The organism is Mameliella sp. AT18 (genome assembly GCF_028807275.1).
GTDB lineage: Bacteria > Pseudomonadota > Alphaproteobacteria > Rhodobacterales > Rhodobacteraceae > Antarctobacter > Antarctobacter albus.
The window spans coordinates 1-16,742 of sequence record NZ_JARAMO010000277.1; the positions used below are offsets into that span (position 1 = coordinate 1).

General features: G+C 65.0%; 19 protein-coding genes. 4 read left to right on the forward strand and 15 right to left on the reverse strand.

Features of this window, described 5'->3' with window-relative positions; translation table 11 throughout:
- Window positions 1-106 precede the first annotated feature (106 nt).
- The 5 genes from PVW46_RS22620 to pip all read right to left on the reverse strand — a co-directional run bounded on the left by PVW46_RS22620 (window position 107) and on the right by pip (window position 6,627).
- Window positions 107-1,660: an ABC transporter substrate-binding protein gene (locus PVW46_RS22620; RefSeq protein ID WP_069209767.1), complete on the reverse strand. Its 1,554-nt coding sequence runs from the start codon at window positions 1,658-1,660 to the stop codon at window positions 107-109.
- A 68-nt stretch (window positions 1,661-1,728) separates the two neighbouring features.
- Window positions 1,729-3,378 carry an ABC transporter ATP-binding protein gene (locus tag PVW46_RS22625; protein WP_069209768.1) on the reverse strand — a complete coding sequence of 550 codons (1,650 nt, stop codon included), beginning with the start codon at window positions 3,376-3,378 and terminating at the stop codon, window positions 1,729-1,731.
- Between the two features lie 3 nt (window positions 3,379-3,381).
- The gene (locus PVW46_RS22630; protein WP_069209769.1) at window positions 3,382-4,578 is read right to left on the reverse strand and encodes an ABC transporter permease; all 1,197 of its coding nucleotides are present in this window, start codon (window positions 4,576-4,578) and stop codon (window positions 3,382-3,384) included.
- Window positions 4,575-5,570 (reverse strand): ABC transporter permease, encoded by a 996-nt coding sequence (locus PVW46_RS22635; RefSeq protein ID WP_043142746.1) that lies wholly within the window; start codon window positions 5,568-5,570, stop codon window positions 4,575-4,577. Before PVW46_RS22635 ends, PVW46_RS22630 begins: the two co-directional genes overlap by 4 nt.
- A 79-nt stretch (window positions 5,571-5,649) precedes the next feature.
- Window positions 5,650-6,627 carry a prolyl aminopeptidase gene (pip, locus tag PVW46_RS22640; RefSeq protein ID WP_043142749.1) on the reverse strand — a complete coding sequence of 326 codons (978 nt, stop codon included), beginning with the start codon at window positions 6,625-6,627 and terminating at the stop codon, window positions 5,650-5,652.
- Between the two features lie 47 nt (window positions 6,628-6,674).
- Here pip and ubiG point away from each other — a divergent pair, with 47 nt between their 5' ends.
- The gene (gene ubiG / locus PVW46_RS22645; protein WP_069209770.1) at window positions 6,675-7,412 is read left to right on the forward strand and encodes a bifunctional 2-polyprenyl-6-hydroxyphenol methylase/3-demethylubiquinol 3-O-methyltransferase UbiG; all 738 of its coding nucleotides are present in this window, start codon (window positions 6,675-6,677) and stop codon (window positions 7,410-7,412) included.
- 76 nt (window positions 7,413-7,488) lie between these two features.
- Here ubiG and PVW46_RS22650 read toward each other — a convergent pair whose 3' ends face one another.
- The 4 genes from PVW46_RS22650 to PVW46_RS22665 are packed head-to-tail and all read right to left on the reverse strand — an operon-like array spanning window position 7,489 to window position 9,789.
- A complete protein-coding gene (locus PVW46_RS22650) occupies window positions 7,489-7,920 on the reverse strand; it encodes a MarR family winged helix-turn-helix transcriptional regulator (RefSeq protein WP_069209771.1) in 432 nt (143 codons plus the stop codon).
- Window positions 7,917-8,750 (reverse strand): carbon-nitrogen hydrolase family protein, encoded by an 834-nt coding sequence (locus tag PVW46_RS22655; RefSeq protein ID WP_069209772.1) that lies wholly within the window; start codon window positions 8,748-8,750, stop codon window positions 7,917-7,919. The genes PVW46_RS22650 and PVW46_RS22655 overlap by 4 nt, the downstream gene beginning before the upstream one ends.
- Window positions 8,750-9,007 carry a glutaredoxin 3 gene (grxC, locus tag PVW46_RS22660; RefSeq protein WP_043142761.1) on the reverse strand — a complete coding sequence of 86 codons (258 nt, stop codon included), beginning with the start codon at window positions 9,005-9,007 and terminating at the stop codon, window positions 8,750-8,752. The genes PVW46_RS22655 and grxC overlap by 1 nt, the downstream gene beginning before the upstream one ends.
- A gap of 38 nt (window positions 9,008-9,045) precedes the next feature.
- Entirely contained in the window at window positions 9,046-9,789 is a 744-nt protein-coding gene (locus PVW46_RS22665; RefSeq protein WP_274577761.1) for a ComF family protein, read from the reverse strand.
- On the opposite strand from PVW46_RS22665, the gene PVW46_RS22670 reads away from it, so the two are divergent.
- Window positions 9,790-10,608, forward strand: a complete 819-nt coding sequence (locus PVW46_RS22670; RefSeq protein ID WP_069209773.1) for a methyltransferase domain-containing protein — start codon at window positions 9,790-9,792, stop codon at window positions 10,606-10,608.
- A gap of 55 nt (window positions 10,609-10,663) precedes the next feature.
- A complete protein-coding gene (gene hemH / locus PVW46_RS22675; RefSeq protein ID WP_069209779.1) occupies window positions 10,664-11,728 on the forward strand; it encodes a ferrochelatase in 1,065 nt (354 codons plus the stop codon).
- A 123-nt stretch (window positions 11,729-11,851) separates the two neighbouring features.
- Here hemH and PVW46_RS22680 read toward each other — a convergent pair whose 3' ends face one another.
- Both PVW46_RS22680 and PVW46_RS22685 read right to left on the reverse strand, forming a co-directional pair.
- On the reverse strand, window positions 11,852-12,052 hold the full coding sequence (locus tag PVW46_RS22680) for a hypothetical protein (protein WP_043142766.1): 201 nt from the start codon (window positions 12,050-12,052) through the stop codon (window positions 11,852-11,854).
- Between the two features lie 148 nt (window positions 12,053-12,200).
- A complete protein-coding gene (locus tag PVW46_RS22685; RefSeq protein WP_043142768.1) occupies window positions 12,201-12,797 on the reverse strand; it encodes a L,D-transpeptidase in 597 nt (198 codons plus the stop codon).
- A gap of 167 nt (window positions 12,798-12,964) precedes the next feature.
- On the opposite strand from PVW46_RS22685, the gene dalA reads away from it, so the two are divergent.
- The gene (gene dalA / locus PVW46_RS22690) at window positions 12,965-13,537 is read left to right on the forward strand and encodes a divisome-associated lipoprotein DalA (protein WP_274577767.1); all 573 of its coding nucleotides are present in this window, start codon (window positions 12,965-12,967) and stop codon (window positions 13,535-13,537) included.
- Window positions 13,538-13,578: 41 nt separating this feature from the next.
- Here the strand turns inward: dalA and PVW46_RS22695 are convergent, their stop codons facing one another.
- The 4 genes from PVW46_RS22695 to PVW46_RS22710 all read right to left on the reverse strand — a co-directional run.
- Window positions 13,579-14,070 carry a L,D-transpeptidase family protein gene (locus PVW46_RS22695; protein ID WP_069211145.1) on the reverse strand — a complete coding sequence of 164 codons (492 nt, stop codon included), beginning with the start codon at window positions 14,068-14,070 and terminating at the stop codon, window positions 13,579-13,581.
- A 34-nt stretch (window positions 14,071-14,104) separates the two neighbouring features.
- Window positions 14,105-14,917, reverse strand: a complete 813-nt coding sequence (locus tag PVW46_RS22700; protein ID WP_069211146.1) for an ion transporter — start codon at window positions 14,915-14,917, stop codon at window positions 14,105-14,107.
- Between the two features lie 4 nt (window positions 14,918-14,921).
- Complete coding sequence (locus PVW46_RS22705; protein ID WP_069211147.1) at window positions 14,922-16,151, reverse strand: class I SAM-dependent RNA methyltransferase; 1,230 nt, start codon at window positions 16,149-16,151, stop codon at window positions 14,922-14,924.
- A gap of 75 nt (window positions 16,152-16,226) precedes the next feature.
- On the reverse strand, window positions 16,227-16,742 hold a 516-nt coding region (locus tag PVW46_RS22710; RefSeq protein WP_274577770.1), incomplete at its 5' end, for an ATP-binding cassette domain-containing protein.

A 16,742-nucleotide genomic window follows, 5' to 3' on the forward strand; every position in this document is an offset into this window, starting at 1 on the left:
GAGGTATTTTTCAAACCAAAGAAGCCGGGGCCGCCCCCGAAATGCAAAACGCCCCGCACATCCGGCGGGGCGTTTCGTTTGGGCTAGTCCCGGGACGAGGTCGCGCTCAGGCCGTCCACCAGCGCTCGGCCATGCGGGCGTTGTCCATCTGCCAGAGGTTGCCCACCTTTTCCGGGTTGGCGATCTTGTTGGACACCGCCTGCACGTAATTGGCGAACATCGGCAGGACCACGCCGCCATCGGTGCGCAGGATCTGCTGCATTTCGGTGTACATCTCGCGGCGCTTGGTCGGGTCCAGTTCGGCGCGGGCCTCGACCAGCAGGTCCTGGAAGCGCTCGCTGTCCTCGCGGCCCCACTGGGTGTCGTTCCACGGCACACCTTCCTCGTAGGCGCTGGAGAACATCCAGTCCTCGGTGGCGCGGCCCGACCAGTAGCAGGCACAGAAGGGCTTTTTCAGCCAGACGTTCGACCAGTAGCCATCTGCCGGTTCCTGCACCACGTTGATGTTGATGCCAGCCGACTTGGCCGAGGCCTGATACAGCTGTGCCGCATCGACGGCGCCCTCGAAGGCCGCGCTGGAGGCCGACAGGTCGATGTCCAGCGAGGACAGGCCCGCCTCCTTGAGGTAGAACTTGGCCTTGTCCGGGTCGTAGCTGTTCTGCTCCATGTCGGCGGCGAAATACTGGTTGGCGGGGCCGATGGGCGTGTCGTTGCCCACGCGACCGTGGCCCAGCAGGATCTTGTCGACCATCTCCTGGCGGTTGATGGCGAATTTCAGCGCCCGGCGCACGTTCACGTCGTTGAAGGGCGCGACATTGGTCAGCATCGGGAAGGTGTACTGCTGGTTGCAGGACACTTCCTGGATGCGCACCATCGGGTTCGCCTTGAGCAGCGCCTCGGTCTTGAGGTCGATGCGGTTGATCGCGTCGACCTGCCCGGTCAGCAGGGCGTTCATCCGCGCGGTGTTGTCGTTGACGGCGATATATTCGATCTCGTCGAAGAAGCCGGCGTCGCCGTCCTTGTAGTGGCTGTCGACCCGCGTCGCGACCATGCGCACGCCCGGCTCGAAGCTCTGGACCTTGTAAAGGCCGGTGCCGATGCCCTTGGCGATGGCCTCTTCGATCTGGCCCGCAGGGTACATCAGCAGGTGATAGTCCGACAGCAGGTAGGGGAAGTCGGCGTTGCCGGCCTCCAGCGTGAACTGCACCTGGTGGTCGGTGATCTTCTTCATCTCGACGATGGATTCGATGATCGGCTTGGCCGCCGATTTCGCACCCTCTGCGACATGCATCTGCAACGAGGCGATCACGTCGTCCGCGCCAAAGGCCTTGCCGTTGTGGAAGGTCACGCCTTGGCGCAGGTTGAAGGTCCAGGTCTTGGCGTCCGGGGACGCCTCCCAGGAGGTGGCCAATTCACCCTTGAGCGTGCCATCGGCGCCGACCTCGGTGAGGTTGTCAAAGACCGAGCCCTGGGCCGAAGCGATCATGAACAGGTCGGAATGCGTGCGGGCATCCCAGCTGTCAGAGGTGTTGGCCCCCGACAGAGCGGCGCGCAGGCGGCCGCCCCGCTTGGCCTGGGCGCGCAGCGGCAGGCCGCTGGCGGCAAGGACACCGGCAGCGGCGCCGGTTGTCAGAAGTCCGCGTCTGCTAATTCTGGTCATGTCAGTCTCCCTTGGTCATTGCCCGTCCCGGTTCGTTTTCGGACAGGTTTGTCGCTTTTTGGCGATTCCTACGACATTTTATCAACGGCGGCATCGCCAATGTTATCAACTCCGCGTTCTTTCAGCAGATTTGTCAGCCAATCCGGATCCATCTCAGGGACGGAGGACAGCAGCAGGTCGGTGTAGGCGTGGTGTGGCGGCTTGAACATGTCGCGTTTCGGCCCCTGTTCGACCACCAGCCCGTCCTTCATCACCACGACCTCGTCCGCGATGGCGCGCACGGTGGCCAGATCATGGGTGATGAACATGTAGCTCAGGCCCAGTTCGTCCTGCAGCCGCGCCAGCAGCTTGAGAATACCCTCGGCGACCAGCTGGTCCAGCGCGCTGGTGACCTCGTCGCAGATGATGAATTTCGGTTCTGCCGCCAGGGCACGGGCGATGCCGATGCGCTGTTTCTGACCGCCCGACAGTTCCGAGGGCAGGCGGTCGATGTATTGCTCGGCGGGCAGCTCGATCTGGTCCATCAGCTCTGCCACGCGCTTGCGCTTGGCGGCGCCGCGCAGGCCCATGTAGAATTCGACCGGGCGGCCGATGATCTCGCCGATGGACTTGCGCGGGTTCAGCGCCGTATCCGCCATCTGGTAGATCATCTGGACCTGGCGCAGCTGGTCCTTGCTGCGTTTGCGATAGTCCAGGGGCAGCGGTTCACCGTCCAGCTCGATGATGCCGAGACGCGGCGGCAGAAGCCCGGTGATGCAGCGCGCGGTGGTCGATTTGCCGGAACCGGATTCGCCCACCACCGCCACGGTGCGGCCCGCGTGGATGTCGAAACTGACGTTTTTCAGCACATCCACCGTGCCATAGGCTGCCGTCACGCCCTGAACGGAAATCACTGGCGTCGCGTCGGTGGCAACGGGCGGTTTCTCGGGGCGTTCAAACGCGCGTACGGCCCAGAGGCTTTTTGTGTAGTCCTGCGTCGGCGCGCTCAGCATTGTGCGCGTCTCGGCCTCTTCGACCTCGTCGCCCTTGAGCAGCACCTTGATGCGGTCCGCCATCTGCGCAACCACGGCCAGGTCATGCGTGATGTAGATCGCGGCGGTGTCGAATTCCTCGACGATCTGCCGGATGCTGGCCAGCACCTCGATCTGGGTGGTCACGTCCAGCGCGGTGGTCGGCTCGTCAAAGATGATCAGGTCCGGACGGCAGGCCATCGCCATCGCGGTCATCGCCCGCTGCAACTGGCCGCCAGAGACCTGGTGCGGATAGCGAAAGCCGATCTCTTCCGGGTTGGGCAGGCGCAGCTTGCGATACAGCTCGATGCCGTCGGCGGCGCTGTCGGCCTTGCCCGACACGCTGTGCTGCACCGGCGCCTCCGTGTGCTGGTCGATCAGCTTGTGCGCCGGGTTGAAGCTGGCGGCGGCGGATTGCGCGACATAGGCGATGCGCTTGCCCAGCAACTGGCGTTTCTGCTCGGCGCTGGCGGCCAGCAGGTCGATGCCGTCGAACATCACGCTGCCGCCCGAGATGCGCACGCCGTCGCGGCAGAACCCCATCGCGGCAAGACCAAGCGTGGATTTCCCGGCCCCGGATTCACCGATCAGTCCCAGAACCTCGCCCTTTTTCAGGGTCAGGTCGACGCCGTTGATGATCGGCATCCAGGTCTCGTCCGAGCGGCCCTCGATCCGAACGTCGCGCATTTCGACAAGGAAGTCAGACATGGCTCAATCCTTCAGCCCCGAAGAGCGGTTCAGCATCCAGTCGACGACGAAGTTCACGGCCACGGTCAGCAGCGCGATGGCGCCGGCGGCCAGCAGCGGCACGCTGGCCGCAAGCGGCGCGAAACTGGCGTAGTTGATGAAGGCCGAGAGATCCTTGACCATCGTGCCCCAGTCCGCCAGCGGCGGCTGGATACCCAGGCCCAGGAAGGACAGCGCGGAGATCGTCAGGAAGACGAAACAGAACCGCAGGCCAAATTCGGCCAGCAGGGGCGCGGTCGCGTTGGGCAGGATCTCGCGGAAGATGAGATAGGGCAGGCCCTCGCCGCGCAGCTTGGCCGCCTCGATGTAATCCATCACGACGATGTTCATGCCCACGGCACGCGCCAGCCGGAACACCCGCGTCGAATCGATCACCGCGATGATGACCACCATCGCCACCGTCAGGCCAAAACCGGACACCCAGGCCGAGGCCACGGTGATCAGCAAGAGCGAGAAGATCAGCGAGGGGATCGCCATCAGCACGTCGACCATGCGGCTCAGGACCTGGTCCATCCAGCCGCGCAGGGTGGCGGCAAGAAACCCGAAGGTGCCGCCCAGAACGAAGGCCAGCAGCGTGGTCGCAAAGGCGATGCCCACGGTGTTCTGGGCGCCGTAGATCAGGCGGGACAGGATGTCCCGGCCGATCTGGTCGGTGCCCAGCGGGAAATCCGGGTTGCCGCCCAGCGCCGGGTTGCCACCGGGGACGATATTGGCCTGGCCGAACACCTCTTCCTGCCCGTGCGGCGCCAGCGCCGGCGCAAAGATCGCGAGCAGCGCATAGATCAGGATGACCAGCACGCCGAAGGCGGCGGTCAGCGGCATCTGCCGGAACATCTTGCGGCTGCCCGCGGTGCCCAGGGTGCGCCCGATCAGGCGAAAGACAAAGGCCGCCGCCGCGCCGATCAGCACGCCCTGCACCGCCCAGCGGAAGAACTGGACAGAGGCCACGGGCACGCCATCGGCTGTCACGGCGGGCTGGAAATAGTACCAGATGCCGAACAGCAGCAGCGCCGCCCCCAGAACGTAGCCAAAGGCCACCGCCAGCGGCATGTCGCGGAAGAAAGGCTTGTTTCCTGTCAGGGTCTGACCGGCCAGGCGCATGATCCAGCCACCCGCCAGCAAGACAACGATGGCGCCGAGACTCCAGAGTACGGTGCTCATTTCGGATGCCTCAGCCGCGGGTTGGACAGGATCGACAGGATGTCGGCCGTCAGGTTCAGCAGGATATAGGCGGCGGCAAAGATCAGGCAGCAGGCCTGCACCACCGGGATGTCACGGATCTTGACGCTGTCCACGAACAACTGGCCGATGCCGGGATAGACAAAGACCACCTCGACCACCACGACGCCCGTGATGAGATAGGCAAGGTTCAGCGCGATCACGTTGATGATCGGCGCCAGCGCGTTGGGCAGCGCATGGTGCACGATAACGCGCATCGGCTTGATGCCTTTCAGGCGCGCCATCTCGATATAGGGGCTGGCCAGCAGGTTGATGATCGCCGCGCGGGTCATCCGCATCATGTGCGCGGTCACCACCAGTGTCAGGGTCAACGCCGGCAACAGCGTCTTCTGCAACCGTTCGGCAAAGCCCATGTCCGCGTAGATGTTGGACAGGGACGGCAGCAGCGGATTCAGCACCGCCAGGAAGAGGATCAGCACATAGGCCAGAAAGAACTCGGGGCTGGAAATCGAGGTCAGGGTCGAGATGTTCGCCACCTTGTCGAAGACCGAGTTCCGATAGAGCGCCGCCAGCACGCCCAGCGTCACCGCAAAGGGCACCGCGATGGCGGCAGTGACACCGGCAAGGAACATCGTGTTGGCGAAGCGCGGCGCGATCTGCTGGGCCACGGTGGTCCGCACACCCGAGTCGTCACCGACGAAGCTGGCGAAATTCGCCTGGGCAAAGGAGTTGCCCAGATCGCCCTGCAACGCACCTGCCAGCCATTGAAGGTAGCGCGTCACCGGGTCCTGATCGAGCCCGAGATCCCGGCGGATGGCCGCCACGGCCTCGGGTGTGGCCCCCTGCCCCAAGATCGCCTCGGCGAAATCCCCCGGCAGCATGTTCACCGCCGCAAAGATGACGATGGATACGATGAACAGAGTCAAAAGGCCCAGCGCAAGACGCTGGAGTATGATTTTGATTACCGGATTCAAGATCCCTGTCGTTTTCTTGTTTTCGTTATAACTACGTTAGCGCCTGAAATCGGTGTGTAAACCCTGTGTCTGGACCGTTTCAGTCCCTCAGGCTGGCCAGATCGTCCATTACGCGCACCAATTCGGCGCTGATCCCGGGTTCCGACAGCGCATGGCCCGCGTTCCGGATCATCCGCAGGTCGGCCCCCGGCCAGGCCTGCGCCAGGTCCCAGGCGCGGCGCGGCGGGCAGATCATGTCATAGCGGCCCTGCACGATGACCCCCGGCACATCGGCCAGCCGGCCGATGTTGTTCAGGATCCAGCCGTCCTCGTCCAGGAAACCCGCATTAATGAAATAGTGATTCTCGAGCCGGGCAAAGGCACGGGCGTATTCGCCGGGCGCCTCGCCGCCCATCCCGTTGGAATAGACGGAGGCCAGCGCGTTTTCCCAGGACGACCAGGCCTGCGCAAAGCGCGTTTCCGTCCGCAGGTCGCCGCTGAACAGGCGCTTGTGATAGGCGCCGATCAGGTCGTCCCGCTCATCCTCGGGAATCATGTCGGCGAAACGCGCCCAGGGCTCGGGCCAGAACTGCCCGGCGCCGCCGCCATAGAACCAGTCCAGCTCTGTCCGGGTCATCAGGAAGACGCCGCGCAACACCAGCTGGGACACCGCCTCGGGGTGGCTGATGGCATAGATCAGCGCCAGCGTCGCACCCCAGCTGCCGCCAAATACGACGGCGCGATCGATCTCCAGCTCGGCGCGGATGCGTTCGATGTCAGAGACCAGATCCCAGGTGGTATTGGCCACCACGCTGGCATGGGGCCGCGAGCGTCCGCAGCCACGCTGGTCGAACAGGATGACGCGATAGTGCCGGGGATCGAAATAGCGCCGCATCGCCGGGCTGCAGCCGCCGCCGGGGCCGCCATGCAGCACGATGACGGGCTGGCCCTCGGGGTTGCCGCATTGCTCGACGTAGATCCGGTGCCCGTCGCCGACGTCCAGCATACGCTGGTCGAACGGGTCGATCGCCGGATAGAGATACTGCACTGCGCGCTTTTGGCCCGGGATTTTGTCCATGCCCTACCTATATTGCGCCTCAAGGGCAAAAGACCATGAGGAAATTCATGACGACCACCGTGGACGCATCCGAGATCGCCAAGTTCGAAGCGATGGCCGCCGAATGGTGGGATCCGCATGGCAAGTTCAAGCCGCTGCACATGATGAATCCGGTGCGGCTGGACTATATCACCAGCCAGATCGCGGCGGAATTCGACCGCGACCTGACCGGGCCGCAGCCCTTCGCGGGCCTGCGCATCATGGACATTGGCTGTGGCGGCGGATTGTTGTCCGAACCGATGGCCCGGCTGGGGGCCGATGTGGTCGGCGTCGATGCGGCCGAGCGCAACATCCCCGTGGCCCGGACCCACGCGGCGCAATCCGGCCTGCAGATCGATTATCGCTTTACCACCGCCGAGGCGATGGCCGAGGCAGGCGAAAGGTTCGACGTGGTGCTGAACATGGAGGTGGTGGAACACGTCGCCGACCCGCTGGCCTACCTGACCGCCTGCCGGCAATTGCTGAAGCCCGGCGGGCTGCACATCTGTTCGACCATCAACCGCAACCCCAAGAGTTTCGCGGTGGCGATCGTGGGGGCGGAATACGTCATGCGGTGGCTGCCCAAGGGCACCCATGAATGGGCCAAGTTCATCACGCCGGACGAGCTCTACGAGCTGATGCGCCAGGCCGGGCTGGAGCCGGTGGACAGAAAGGGATTCGTCTTCAACCCGGTCAGCTGGGCCTGGAGCGTGTCGGACCGCGACCTCAGCGTGAACTACGTCACTGCTGCGCTGAACCCGGCCTGAACACGCGGCCCGGCTTCTTTGGTTTTTAAAATACCTCGGGGGAGGCTCGGCTTGCCGAGACGGGGGCAGAGCCCCCTCACTCTTCCAGCCGCAGCCGCAACTCGCGCAGCACGGGCAGCGCGGCACGCACGCGGTCCTCGCCCAGGTCGCCCAGCATCTCCTCAATCAGGGGCGTGATCGCGGCCAGCGCCGCCTCGCGCGCCGACCGGCCCGCGGGTGAGATGGAGACCAGTTTGCGCCGGGCATCGTCCCAGTCCGGCCGGATGTGGACGTAGCCGGCGATTTCCAGTTTCGACAGCGTGTTGGTCATCGCGCCACGGGTGACGTGGAAGGCCCGCGCCAGTTGTGCCGGGGTCTTCTCTCCGCCCCGGGCAAGGTGGTTGAGCACCGAGAAATGCGAGATTTCCATGCGGTTCGGCAGCACCTTGGTCAACCGCGCGCGCAACAACTGATCCGCCGTCAGCAGTTCCGAGAAAAGCGAGATGGCAAGGCCGCTGGCGTCGCTCATGCCGGACCCTCGAATTGGCGGTCATGGCTCAGGGCCGGCACCTTGCGCCGCGCCTCGTCGACCGCCCCCATGTCGAGATCGACGCAGAAAACCCCCGGATCCGTACCCGCGTCCAACAGCACCTCACCCCAGGGAGAGATCACCATCGAATGACCATATGTCTTGCGCGACCGGCCCGCCCTGGCCGCGTGCTGGCCCGTCTGGGCCGGGGCCAGGACGTAACAGCCCGTCTCTATCGCGCGGGCCTGCAAAAGCGGCTGCCAGTGCATCGGGCCGGTCCCGGGCGAAAAGGCCGCCGGCACGGTCAGAACCTGCGCCCCCGCCTGCGCCAGTGCGCGGTAGAGATAGGCAAAGCGCACATCGTAGCAGATGCTGAGGCCAAAGGTGCCCAAGGGCGTGTCCGCAAGGACGGCCCGTCCACCCGGCGCATAGCCCGAGGATTCACGGTAGGTCTCCGTCTCGGAGACCTGCACGTCGAACATGTGCATCTTGTCGTAGCGCGCGGCGATCTCACCCTCGGGAGAGATCAGGAAGGATCGGTTCACGAACCGCGTCTCGGGCGGTTCCGCCTTCAGCGCAAGTGACCCGGCCAGCACCCAGATCCCAAGCTCTGCCGCCGCAGCCCGCAGACCGGCCAGCACTTCGTCCGCATCCTCGGGACGCAGCACCTCTGCCTGGTGGCCACGGTCCATCGAGACGCAATTGCAGACCTCGGGCGTCAGCGCGATCTGCGCGCCTTCGTCCCGCGCACGGCCCAGCATCCCCCGCATCGTGGCCAGGTTTTGCGCCGGATCGTCCGACGAGGTCATCTGCAACAGCGCGGCCCGCATCAGCCCGCCAGCAGCGCGTCCAGCTTGCCCTGCCTTTCCAGCGCGGCAAGGTCATCGAAGCCGCCGACATGGGTCTCGCCGATGAAGATCTGCGGCACGGTGTGGCGGCCATGCGCGCGGTCCATCATCTCGGACCGGCGGTTCGGCTCTTCCAGCACGTTGATGCCGGCATAGTCGACACCCTTGCTGTCCAGCAGGCGCTTGGCCGCGTGGCAGTAGCCGCAGAGCGGCGAATAATACATCTCGACCGGTTGCATCTCGGTCCTCCAGATCGTTCGTGCGTATGGTCATGGATTTATGCGTCTTTGGCCGCGCGCGCCAGTACGCTGACACAAACCTCTGTTGCGCCGGCTGCAAAGCAGGCCTCTGACGCTGCGGCCAGCGTGGCGCCGCTGGTCATGACGTCATCGACGATCAGCACCGGCCGCCCCGCTATCATCGGGCTGTGCCGATCCGGCACGCGGATCATGCCGGAAAGCACGCTGAACCGCTCCTCGCGGCTTTTGCCTTCGAGACTGGGCGTGGCCCTGACCCGTTCCAGCGCGTCGGGGCACCAGTCCAGCCCCAGGTCCCGCGCCAGCGCCTCTGCCAGCAGCGCGGACTGGTTGTAGCGCCGTTTCAGGTGGCGATTGACGTGCAGGGGCACCGGCACGGCCAGCATGTTGTCCCGGATCAGCCCGCGCGTGACCCGCGCCATCCATTTCGCCGCCGGGCGCGCGATGTCGTGGCGGTCGCCATGTTTCAACGCCAACACCATTCGCCGCCCCCGGTCACGGTAGACCAGCGCGGCGCGCCCCTGGCTCCAGGGTCGCGCGATGGTGAGGCAATCGTCGCAATGTTCCGCCCGGTCGGACTGGCCCGGCAGGGGCACACCGCATAGATCGCAGGACAGTCCGGATATGAACGGCGTATCGCGCCAGCAGGTCCCGCACAGGCCGAAATCCGTCTCCACCAGCCCGCCGCAGGCCAGGCAGCGCGGCGGATAGACCATCTGCACCAGGGTTTGCATCCCCGTCGACCACAGCCTATGAGCCAACATATGCCCAATCCTCCCCGTCTCACCGACCGGCACGCCCTGACCCTGCATCGCGCCCGCGCACGCGAGGACGCGCTGTTCCTGCACGAAGCCGCGCGCGACGACGCGCAGGATCGTCTCGCGATGGTTAACAAGGGGTTTACGGACATCGCCGTGATCACGCCTTTCCCGCAGGTCTGGCAGCCGCATTTCCCCCGGGCGACATGCATCCCCGACACCGAGGTGCTGGATCTCGACGAGGGCGCGCATGACCTGGTGATCCACGCGCTGTGCCTGCACTGGGCCGACGACCCGGTGGGCCAGCTGATCCAGTGCCGCCGCGCGCTGCGCCCCGACGGGCTGTGCCTGGTGCTGACTTTGGGCGGGCAGACCCTGCACGAGCTGCGCGCCGCGCTGGCCCAGGCGGAGACGGAGGTCACGGGCGGGCTGTCGCCCCGCGTCGCCCCGATGGGCGAAATCCGCGACCTGGGTGCCCTGCTGCAACGCGCGGGGCTGGCCCTGCCGGTGGCGGATTCCGCGCCGTTGACCGCCAGCTACGCCTCGCCGCTGCACCTGATGCATGAACTGCGCGCAATGGGAGAAGGCAATGCCCTGGAGGGCCGGTTGCGGCATCCCACTCGGCGCGCCGTCCTGCTGCGCGCGGCCGAGATCTATGCCCGCGAATTCACCCTGCCGGACGGACGGGTTCCGGCCACCTTCGAGATCATCACCCTGACCGGATGGGCGCCGGACGCCTCGCAACCGCAGCCCTTGCGCCCCGGGTCCGCCGCGCAGCGCCTGGCCGATGCATTGAATACCTCGGAAACGCCTTTGAAAGATTGACGCATTGCAAAACGACGATACATCCAGCCAAACGCGTGATCACGGGACAGACATCATGCTTGACGCCACCACTTCCGCCAAACGTCCGGCCCATGCCCCCGACGACCATCCCAGCCTGCCGCGTGAGCGCGTCGGCGTGCTGCTGGCCAACCTCGGCACCCCGGACAACTACGATTACTGGTCGATGCGCCGTTACCTGAACGAGTTCCTCTCGGACCAGCGGGTGATCGACTATCCCAAGTGGAAATGGCAGCCGCTGCTGCAACTCATCATCCTGACCAAGCGCCCCTTCAGCTCGGGCGAGGCCTACAAGTCGATCTGGAACGAGGAGGCGGGGGAAAGCCCGCTGATGACCATCACCAAGGACCAGACCGCCGCCATCGCCCGCAAGATGGCCGACCGCTACGGCGACCAGGTGCATGTCGATTTCTGCATGCGCTACGGCAACCCCTCGACCCAGTCCAAGGTGCGCGAGATGGTCGAGGCAGGTTGCCACAAGATCCTGTTTTTCCCGCTGTATCCGCATTACGCTGGTGCCACGTCCGCCACCGCGAACGATCAGTTCTTTCGCGCGCTGATGCAGGAGAAATGGCAGCCGACCGCGCGCATCGTCGATCCCTACTTTGGCCACCCGAAGTATATCGAGGCGCTGGCCCAGTCGATCGAACGCGCCTATGCGCAGGCCGAAACACGCCCGGACATCCTGGTCTGTTCCTACCACGGTGTGCCGAAACGCTACCTGCTGGAAGGCGACCCCTACCACTGCCAGTGCCAGAAGACGACTCGCCTGCTGCGCGAGCGGCTGGGGTGGGACAAGACCGAGATCACCACCACGTTCCAGAGTCGATTCGGCCCCGAGGAATGGCTGAAACCCTACACGGTGGACGAGGTCGCCCGGCTGGCGAAAGAAGACGGCAAGAAACACATCGCCGTCTGTGCCCCGGCCTTCTCGGCCGACTGCATCGAGACGCTCGAAGAGATCAACGAAGAGATCAAGGAGAGCTTTGAAGAGGCGGGCGGCGAGAAGTTCACCTATATCCCCTGCCTCAACGACGACCCGGCGCATATCGACGCCCTGTCGCAACTGATCGAGGAGAACCTGTGCGGCTGGGTCTCCTGACCCGGCCAAGCTCACGGTTTCGTTAGTGAAAACCGGAAAAGGGCCGCGCGATGCCTGGCCCAGGAAATGAAAAAGGCGGTGCCGTCGCACCGCCTTTTTGCATGATCTTGCGACCGTCGACGATTAGTCGGCGGCAACAGCTGCGATGATCGCGATGAGCAGCAGCGGGATCAGGAGACCAGCGGAGGACGATGCCTCTTGGGTTTCTTCCACGACCACGACGGGCTCCATGACCACTTCATCCTTGGCGTACGACTTGTACGAACCAGCGAATGCGGTGGTGGCTGCGCCAGCGAAAACGGCTGCGAGAGCGAGTTTCTTCATGTTTCTTCTCCAGATATTCGCCTACCGTGGCCACTATTGAACACACGACAGGCACCCAAGACTTACCTCGTATCCCTGTCTAAGCAGTAATTCAGAGGCTTTGCAATTGGTTCTTGGGCGCCCGATTTTGCGGTCCGCCCCCATGTCGTCAAATTAGCAACACCTGCGTTCCGACGTAGGCCATCTCGTACAGTTGTTCGATATGTTCGTTGTACAGGCCGATGCATCCGTTGGACGAACGGCGCCCGATCTTGCGGGTGTCGTGGGTGCCGTGAATCCGGTAGTACGTCCAGCTCAGGTGCAAGGCGCGGGTGCCCAGCGGGTTGTCCGGTCCGGGTCCGACATAGTCGGGCCACTCAGGGTTGCGCCGCTTCATCGCCGGCGTCGGACGCCAATCGGGCTCGGGGTCCTTCAGCACCACCCGGGTGCGGCCGCGCCGGGTCAGGTCCTCTGTCAGGGGGACCGACGACGGGTACAGGTAATAGCTGCCGTCCTCGCGCCAGAAGTGCAGCGCCCGCGACGAGATGTCGACCAGGATCGCGCCCTTGTTGAGGTTGCTGAAGTAGTCCTTCCACTCCAGGGTCCGAAAGCTCGAGATGTTGCGGCGCACGACGTTCGTCACGTTGCGCTCGATCTCTGTGGTGCCGTCGTTCACGTTCTGCGCCAGTGCGGGTGTGCCGATCAGCGCCGCTCCGCCGGCGAGGAACGCGCGGCGGTCAAAGGGTCTTCCTGCCGGTTTCGTCATGCTGCATTGTCCTCGGGGATCTGTATCCTATCGCGACATAATATGGCTCGAATGCCTCAGTCGCAATTCAAACACCTGTCAATATGCCGACTCACGCCGATGTGGGTTTGATCGGCAACGCGTCCTTCGCTAAGGCAGGGTCAAACGAAGAGTCCAAGAGCAGCCAGATGAACCGTCGCGCCTTTATCGCCCTGTCCGCCTCCGCCGCCGCGGCAGCCTGCACCACGACCCCCACCGGAAACACCGAAACCCGGCTGGGTCCGGACGGCAAGCCGCTGCCTCAGGTCTATCGCATCTCCTCGGTCGGGCGCGGCCGCATCCAGTACCGTATGCTCGATTCGGTCAACGCCCTGCGCAAGAGCGCCGGCGCCCCGGAACTGCAACTGGATTCCAAGCTGAACGCCGCCGCCGAAACCCATGCCCGCGACATGTCGGTTCAGAACCGGCCCTGGCACTTCGGCTCCGACGGCTCCTCGCCGATCGACCGCGTGCGCCGCGTCGGCTACCAGGGCAGCCTGGTGGGCGAAACCCTGTCCGAAACCTACGAATCCGAGCTGGAAACCCTGGCCGCCTGGATGCAACAGGACAGCACGCGCACCGTGATCCTGGACCCCTCGGCACGCGACCTCGGCTTTGCCTGGCACCAGGAACCCAACGGCAAGATCTGGTGGACGATGGTTCTGGGCGCCCCGGGAAATGCCGGCCCGACCCCCAGCGCAACCCCCCCTGCCGCCAGCTGACCCCGTCCCGGGCCTGACCCGGGGCCTCTGTCCATCCCGTTTCAGGGCGTGATCGTGATCGGCGTGCCGTTCTTAACCATCGAATAGACTTGGCGCATTTCGCGGTTGGTCACGGCGATACAGCCAGCCGTCCAGTCCTGTCCGCCCTTGCGGTACTTCCACGGGCGGCCGTGGATAAAGATGTCGCCCCCCGGGCTCTTGCCCAGATCCTTGGCCTCGGCCCGGTCCTCGGGATTGGGATAGGACACGCCGATCGACAGGTAGAACTGACTGTTCGGATTGCGACGGTCGATGATGTAGCTGCCTTCGGGCGTCTTGCCGTCGCCCTCGATCTTCTTGTCGCCGTTCGGCGCGAATCCCAGACCGATGTCGTAGGATTCCAGCACCTCGTCATGGTGGATGAGGTACATTTTGCGTTCGCCCTTGTTCACAAGAACATGGGTCACCGCCGGTCCGTTGTAGGTGGGAAACTTGCCGCATCCCGCCACCGTCAGACCCAGCATCGCCAGTAGGGCCAACCTGAGAATCGTCATTTCACTGCCTCGTTTCGTTTTTCGGCAGTGTATCTCAGTCGCCCTGTTTTGCGTAGCTCACGATTTCGCCATCGCCCTGCCGTTCGGCCAGGCGCCGCTCGATTGCTTCCAGCCGGGCGATGACCTCGTCGCGGTAGGCATCGGTGGCAATCGTATCCTCCTCGTGGTGGGCATCCTGCATCGAGTTCACGATCAGACCCACCAGCAGGTTCACCACGGCAAAGGTCGTGACCATGATGAAGGGGACGAAGAACACCCAGGCATAGGGATAGACCTCCATCACCGGGCGCACGATTCCCATCGACCAGCTTTCCAGCGTCATGATCTGGAACAGCGAATAGGCCGACAGGCCGAGGTCGCCGAACCATTCGGGGAAACTGTCGCCAAAGAGTTTTGTCGCCATGACGCTGCCGATGTAGAAGATGATCGCCATCAGCAAGAAGACGCTGCCCATGCCCGGCAGCGCGGTCACGAATCCCTCGACCACCCGGCGCAGGCGCGGCGCCACGGAAATCACCCTAAGCACCCGCAGGATGCGCAAGGCCCGCAGCACCGAAAGCCCCTGACCGCCCGGCACCAGCGCGATGCCGACGATCAGGAAGTCGAAGACGCTCCAGCCGCTGCGAAAGAACCCGGCCCCCCGGGCCAGCAGCTTTGCCGCGATCTCGACGACGAAGACCACAAGGCAGAACTTGTCCAGGGCGATGATCAGCGCTCCGTACCGGCCCATCAGGACCTCCGAGGTCTCCATGCCCAGGACCACGGCGTTCAGGATGATGACGGCGATGATGGCATTCTGCACGCGGGGCGCATCGACGATGGCCCCGACGCGGGCGCGAAAATTCATGGGTTCAACTCTCCAGCTGCAATGCGGCGACCAGTTCCACATGGGTGGACCAGCGAAACTGGTCAACCACCTGCAACCAGTCGAGGCGATAGCCCGCCGCCACCAGCCGCGCACAGTCGCGTGCAAAGGTGACGGGGTTGCACGACACATGGGCGATGCGCGGCACCCGCGCCCGCGCCAGCTCTGCCACCTGCGCCTCGGCCCCGGCGCGCGGCGGGTCGATGACGGCGCCGTCAAAGCGTTTCAACTCGTCGGGCAACAGCGGATTGCGGAACAGGTCGCGCGCTTCCGTCGTGACATGCCGCAGCCCCTGCCCCTGGCGCCAGCCCTTGTCCAGCGCGGCGGTCATCGCCCGGTCCCCCTCGACCGCGTGAACCCGGGCCAATTCCGCCAGCGGCAGGGCAAAGGTGCCGCACCCGGCGAACAGGTCGGCAACGTGCCTTGCCCCCGCCAGCGCCTCCAGCACACCGGCCAGCAGCGCCTCCTGCCCGGTCGCTGTCGCCTGCAGAAAGGCCCCCGGCGGCGGTGTCACCAGGGCCGTGCCGAATTGCTGGTGCGGCGGGCGCAGGGTCAGCACCTCGTCCCCCCAGGCCAAACGGGCCAACCCTTCACCCTGCGCGATATTGGCCAGCTCCACCCGCAGCGCATCGTCCACCGGCTTGCCACCCTTCACCATGACGTCCAGCCCCGACAGGCTCTCCGTCACCAGAACGGACATTTCTCCCTTGCGGGAGGCCCCAGCCATAGCCAGCCGCTCCACCATTGGCAGTGCCGCCGACAGCGCGGGCGTCACCAGTTGACAGTCCGGCACCGCGACAATCACGTCCGAGGCCTTCTGGTGAAAGCCCGCCAGCGCGCCCTTCTTGGTCCGCCGAACCGAAAACGCCGCCCGCCGCCGCGACCGCGCGGGCGAGGTCACCGTCTCGCGCATCGGGCAGGCCAGCCCCTGCGCCTCCAGCGCGCGGCGCACCACGTCTTCCTTCCAGCCGGTGACAAAACAGTCGGCGGCATGTTGCAACTGGCAGCCGCCGCAGGATTTCGCATGCCGACAGGGCGGTGACACCCGCTGATCCGAGGGCGTCACGATGCGCGGCGCCGCCATGACCGAATTGGCCACCTCTCCCGTGACCACCTCGCCCGGCAGGACACCCGGCACATAGATCGGGCCCGGCGCGATCCCGTCGCCGTGATGGCCCAGACGTTCAATGGTCACTTCCTGCGCGCCATCCGACATGCGCGACCCCCTGCTGCTTCTTCTTGGAACAAATACCCAATAGCCCCGGCACGCCAAACAGGCCAGCGCCCGGAGCTACTCGGCCGCCTCGGCCCCGATGAAACCGCCCGACTGACGCTCCCAGTAACGCGCATAGAGCCCGCCCTGCGCCAAAAGCACCTCGTGGCTGCCTTCCTCGACGATACGGCCTTGGTCCAGCACCAGGATCCGGTCCATCTGGGCGATGGTGGACAGCCGGTGCGCGATGGCCAGAACGGTCTTGCCGCGCATGACTTCGCCCAGCGCGTCCTGGATTTCCGCCTCGATCTCGCTGTCCAGCGCGCTGGTCGCCTCGTCCAGCACCAGCACCGGCGCATCCTTGAGGATGGCGCGGGCCAGCGCGATCCGCTGCCGTTGCCCACCCGAGAGCTTCACCCCCCGTTCACCCAGCCGCGCGGCATAGCCCCGGTTGCCCCTGTGGTCCGTCAAATCGAGGATGAAGTCATGCGCCGAGGCCCTCCGCGCGGCCTCGAAGACCTCTTCGTCCGTCGCCTCTGCCCGCCCATAGCGGATGTTTTCCAGGGCCGAGCGGTTGAACATCGCGGTTTCCTG

What these genes read in the sequence shown, in the direction of transcription:
- PVW46_RS22620 (WP_069209767.1), bottom strand. Translation starts at nt 1,660, where the DNA reads ATGACCAGAATTAGCAGACGCGGACTTCTGACAACCGGCGCCGCTGCC.
- PVW46_RS22625 (WP_069209768.1), bottom strand. Translation starts at nt 3,378, where the DNA reads ATGTCTGACTTCCTTGTCGAAATGCGCGACGTTCGGATCGAGGGCCGC.
- PVW46_RS22630 (WP_069209769.1), bottom strand. Translation starts at nt 4,578, where the DNA reads ATGAGCACCGTACTCTGGAGTCTCGGCGCCATCGTTGTCTTGCTGGCG.
- pip (WP_043142749.1), bottom strand. Translation starts at nt 6,627, where the DNA reads ATGGACAAAATCCCGGGCCAAAAGCGCGCAGTGCAGTATCTCTATCCG.
- ubiG (WP_069209770.1), top strand. Translation starts at nt 6,675, where the DNA reads ATGACGACCACCGTGGACGCATCCGAGATCGCCAAGTTCGAAGCGATG.
- PVW46_RS22650 (WP_069209771.1), bottom strand. Translation starts at nt 7,920, where the DNA reads ATGAGCGACGCCAGCGGCCTTGCCATCTCGCTTTTCTCGGAACTGCTG.
- PVW46_RS22655 (WP_069209772.1), bottom strand. Translation starts at nt 8,750, where the DNA reads ATGCGGGCCGCGCTGTTGCAGATGACCTCGTCGGACGATCCGGCGCAA.
- grxC (WP_043142761.1), bottom strand. Translation starts at nt 9,007, where the DNA reads ATGCAACCGGTCGAGATGTATTATTCGCCGCTCTGCGGCTACTGCCAC.
- PVW46_RS22665 (WP_274577761.1), bottom strand. Translation starts at nt 9,789, where the DNA reads ATGTTGGCTCATAGGCTGTGGTCGACGGGGATGCAAACCCTGGTGCAG.
- PVW46_RS22670 (WP_069209773.1), top strand. Translation starts at nt 9,790, where the DNA reads ATGCCCAATCCTCCCCGTCTCACCGACCGGCACGCCCTGACCCTGCAT.
- hemH (WP_069209779.1), top strand. Translation starts at nt 10,664, where the DNA reads ATGCTTGACGCCACCACTTCCGCCAAACGTCCGGCCCATGCCCCCGAC.
- PVW46_RS22680 (WP_043142766.1), bottom strand. Translation starts at nt 12,052, where the DNA reads ATGAAGAAACTCGCTCTCGCAGCCGTTTTCGCTGGCGCAGCCACCACC.
- PVW46_RS22685 (WP_043142768.1), bottom strand. Translation starts at nt 12,797, where the DNA reads ATGACGAAACCGGCAGGAAGACCCTTTGACCGCCGCGCGTTCCTCGCC.
- dalA (WP_274577767.1), top strand. Translation starts at nt 12,965, where the DNA reads ATGAACCGTCGCGCCTTTATCGCCCTGTCCGCCTCCGCCGCCGCGGCA.
- PVW46_RS22695 (WP_069211145.1), bottom strand. Translation starts at nt 14,070, where the DNA reads ATGACGATTCTCAGGTTGGCCCTACTGGCGATGCTGGGTCTGACGGTG.
- PVW46_RS22700 (WP_069211146.1), bottom strand. Translation starts at nt 14,917, where the DNA reads ATGAATTTTCGCGCCCGCGTCGGGGCCATCGTCGATGCGCCCCGCGTG.
- PVW46_RS22705 (WP_069211147.1), bottom strand. Translation starts at nt 16,151, where the DNA reads ATGTCGGATGGCGCGCAGGAAGTGACCATTGAACGTCTGGGCCATCAC.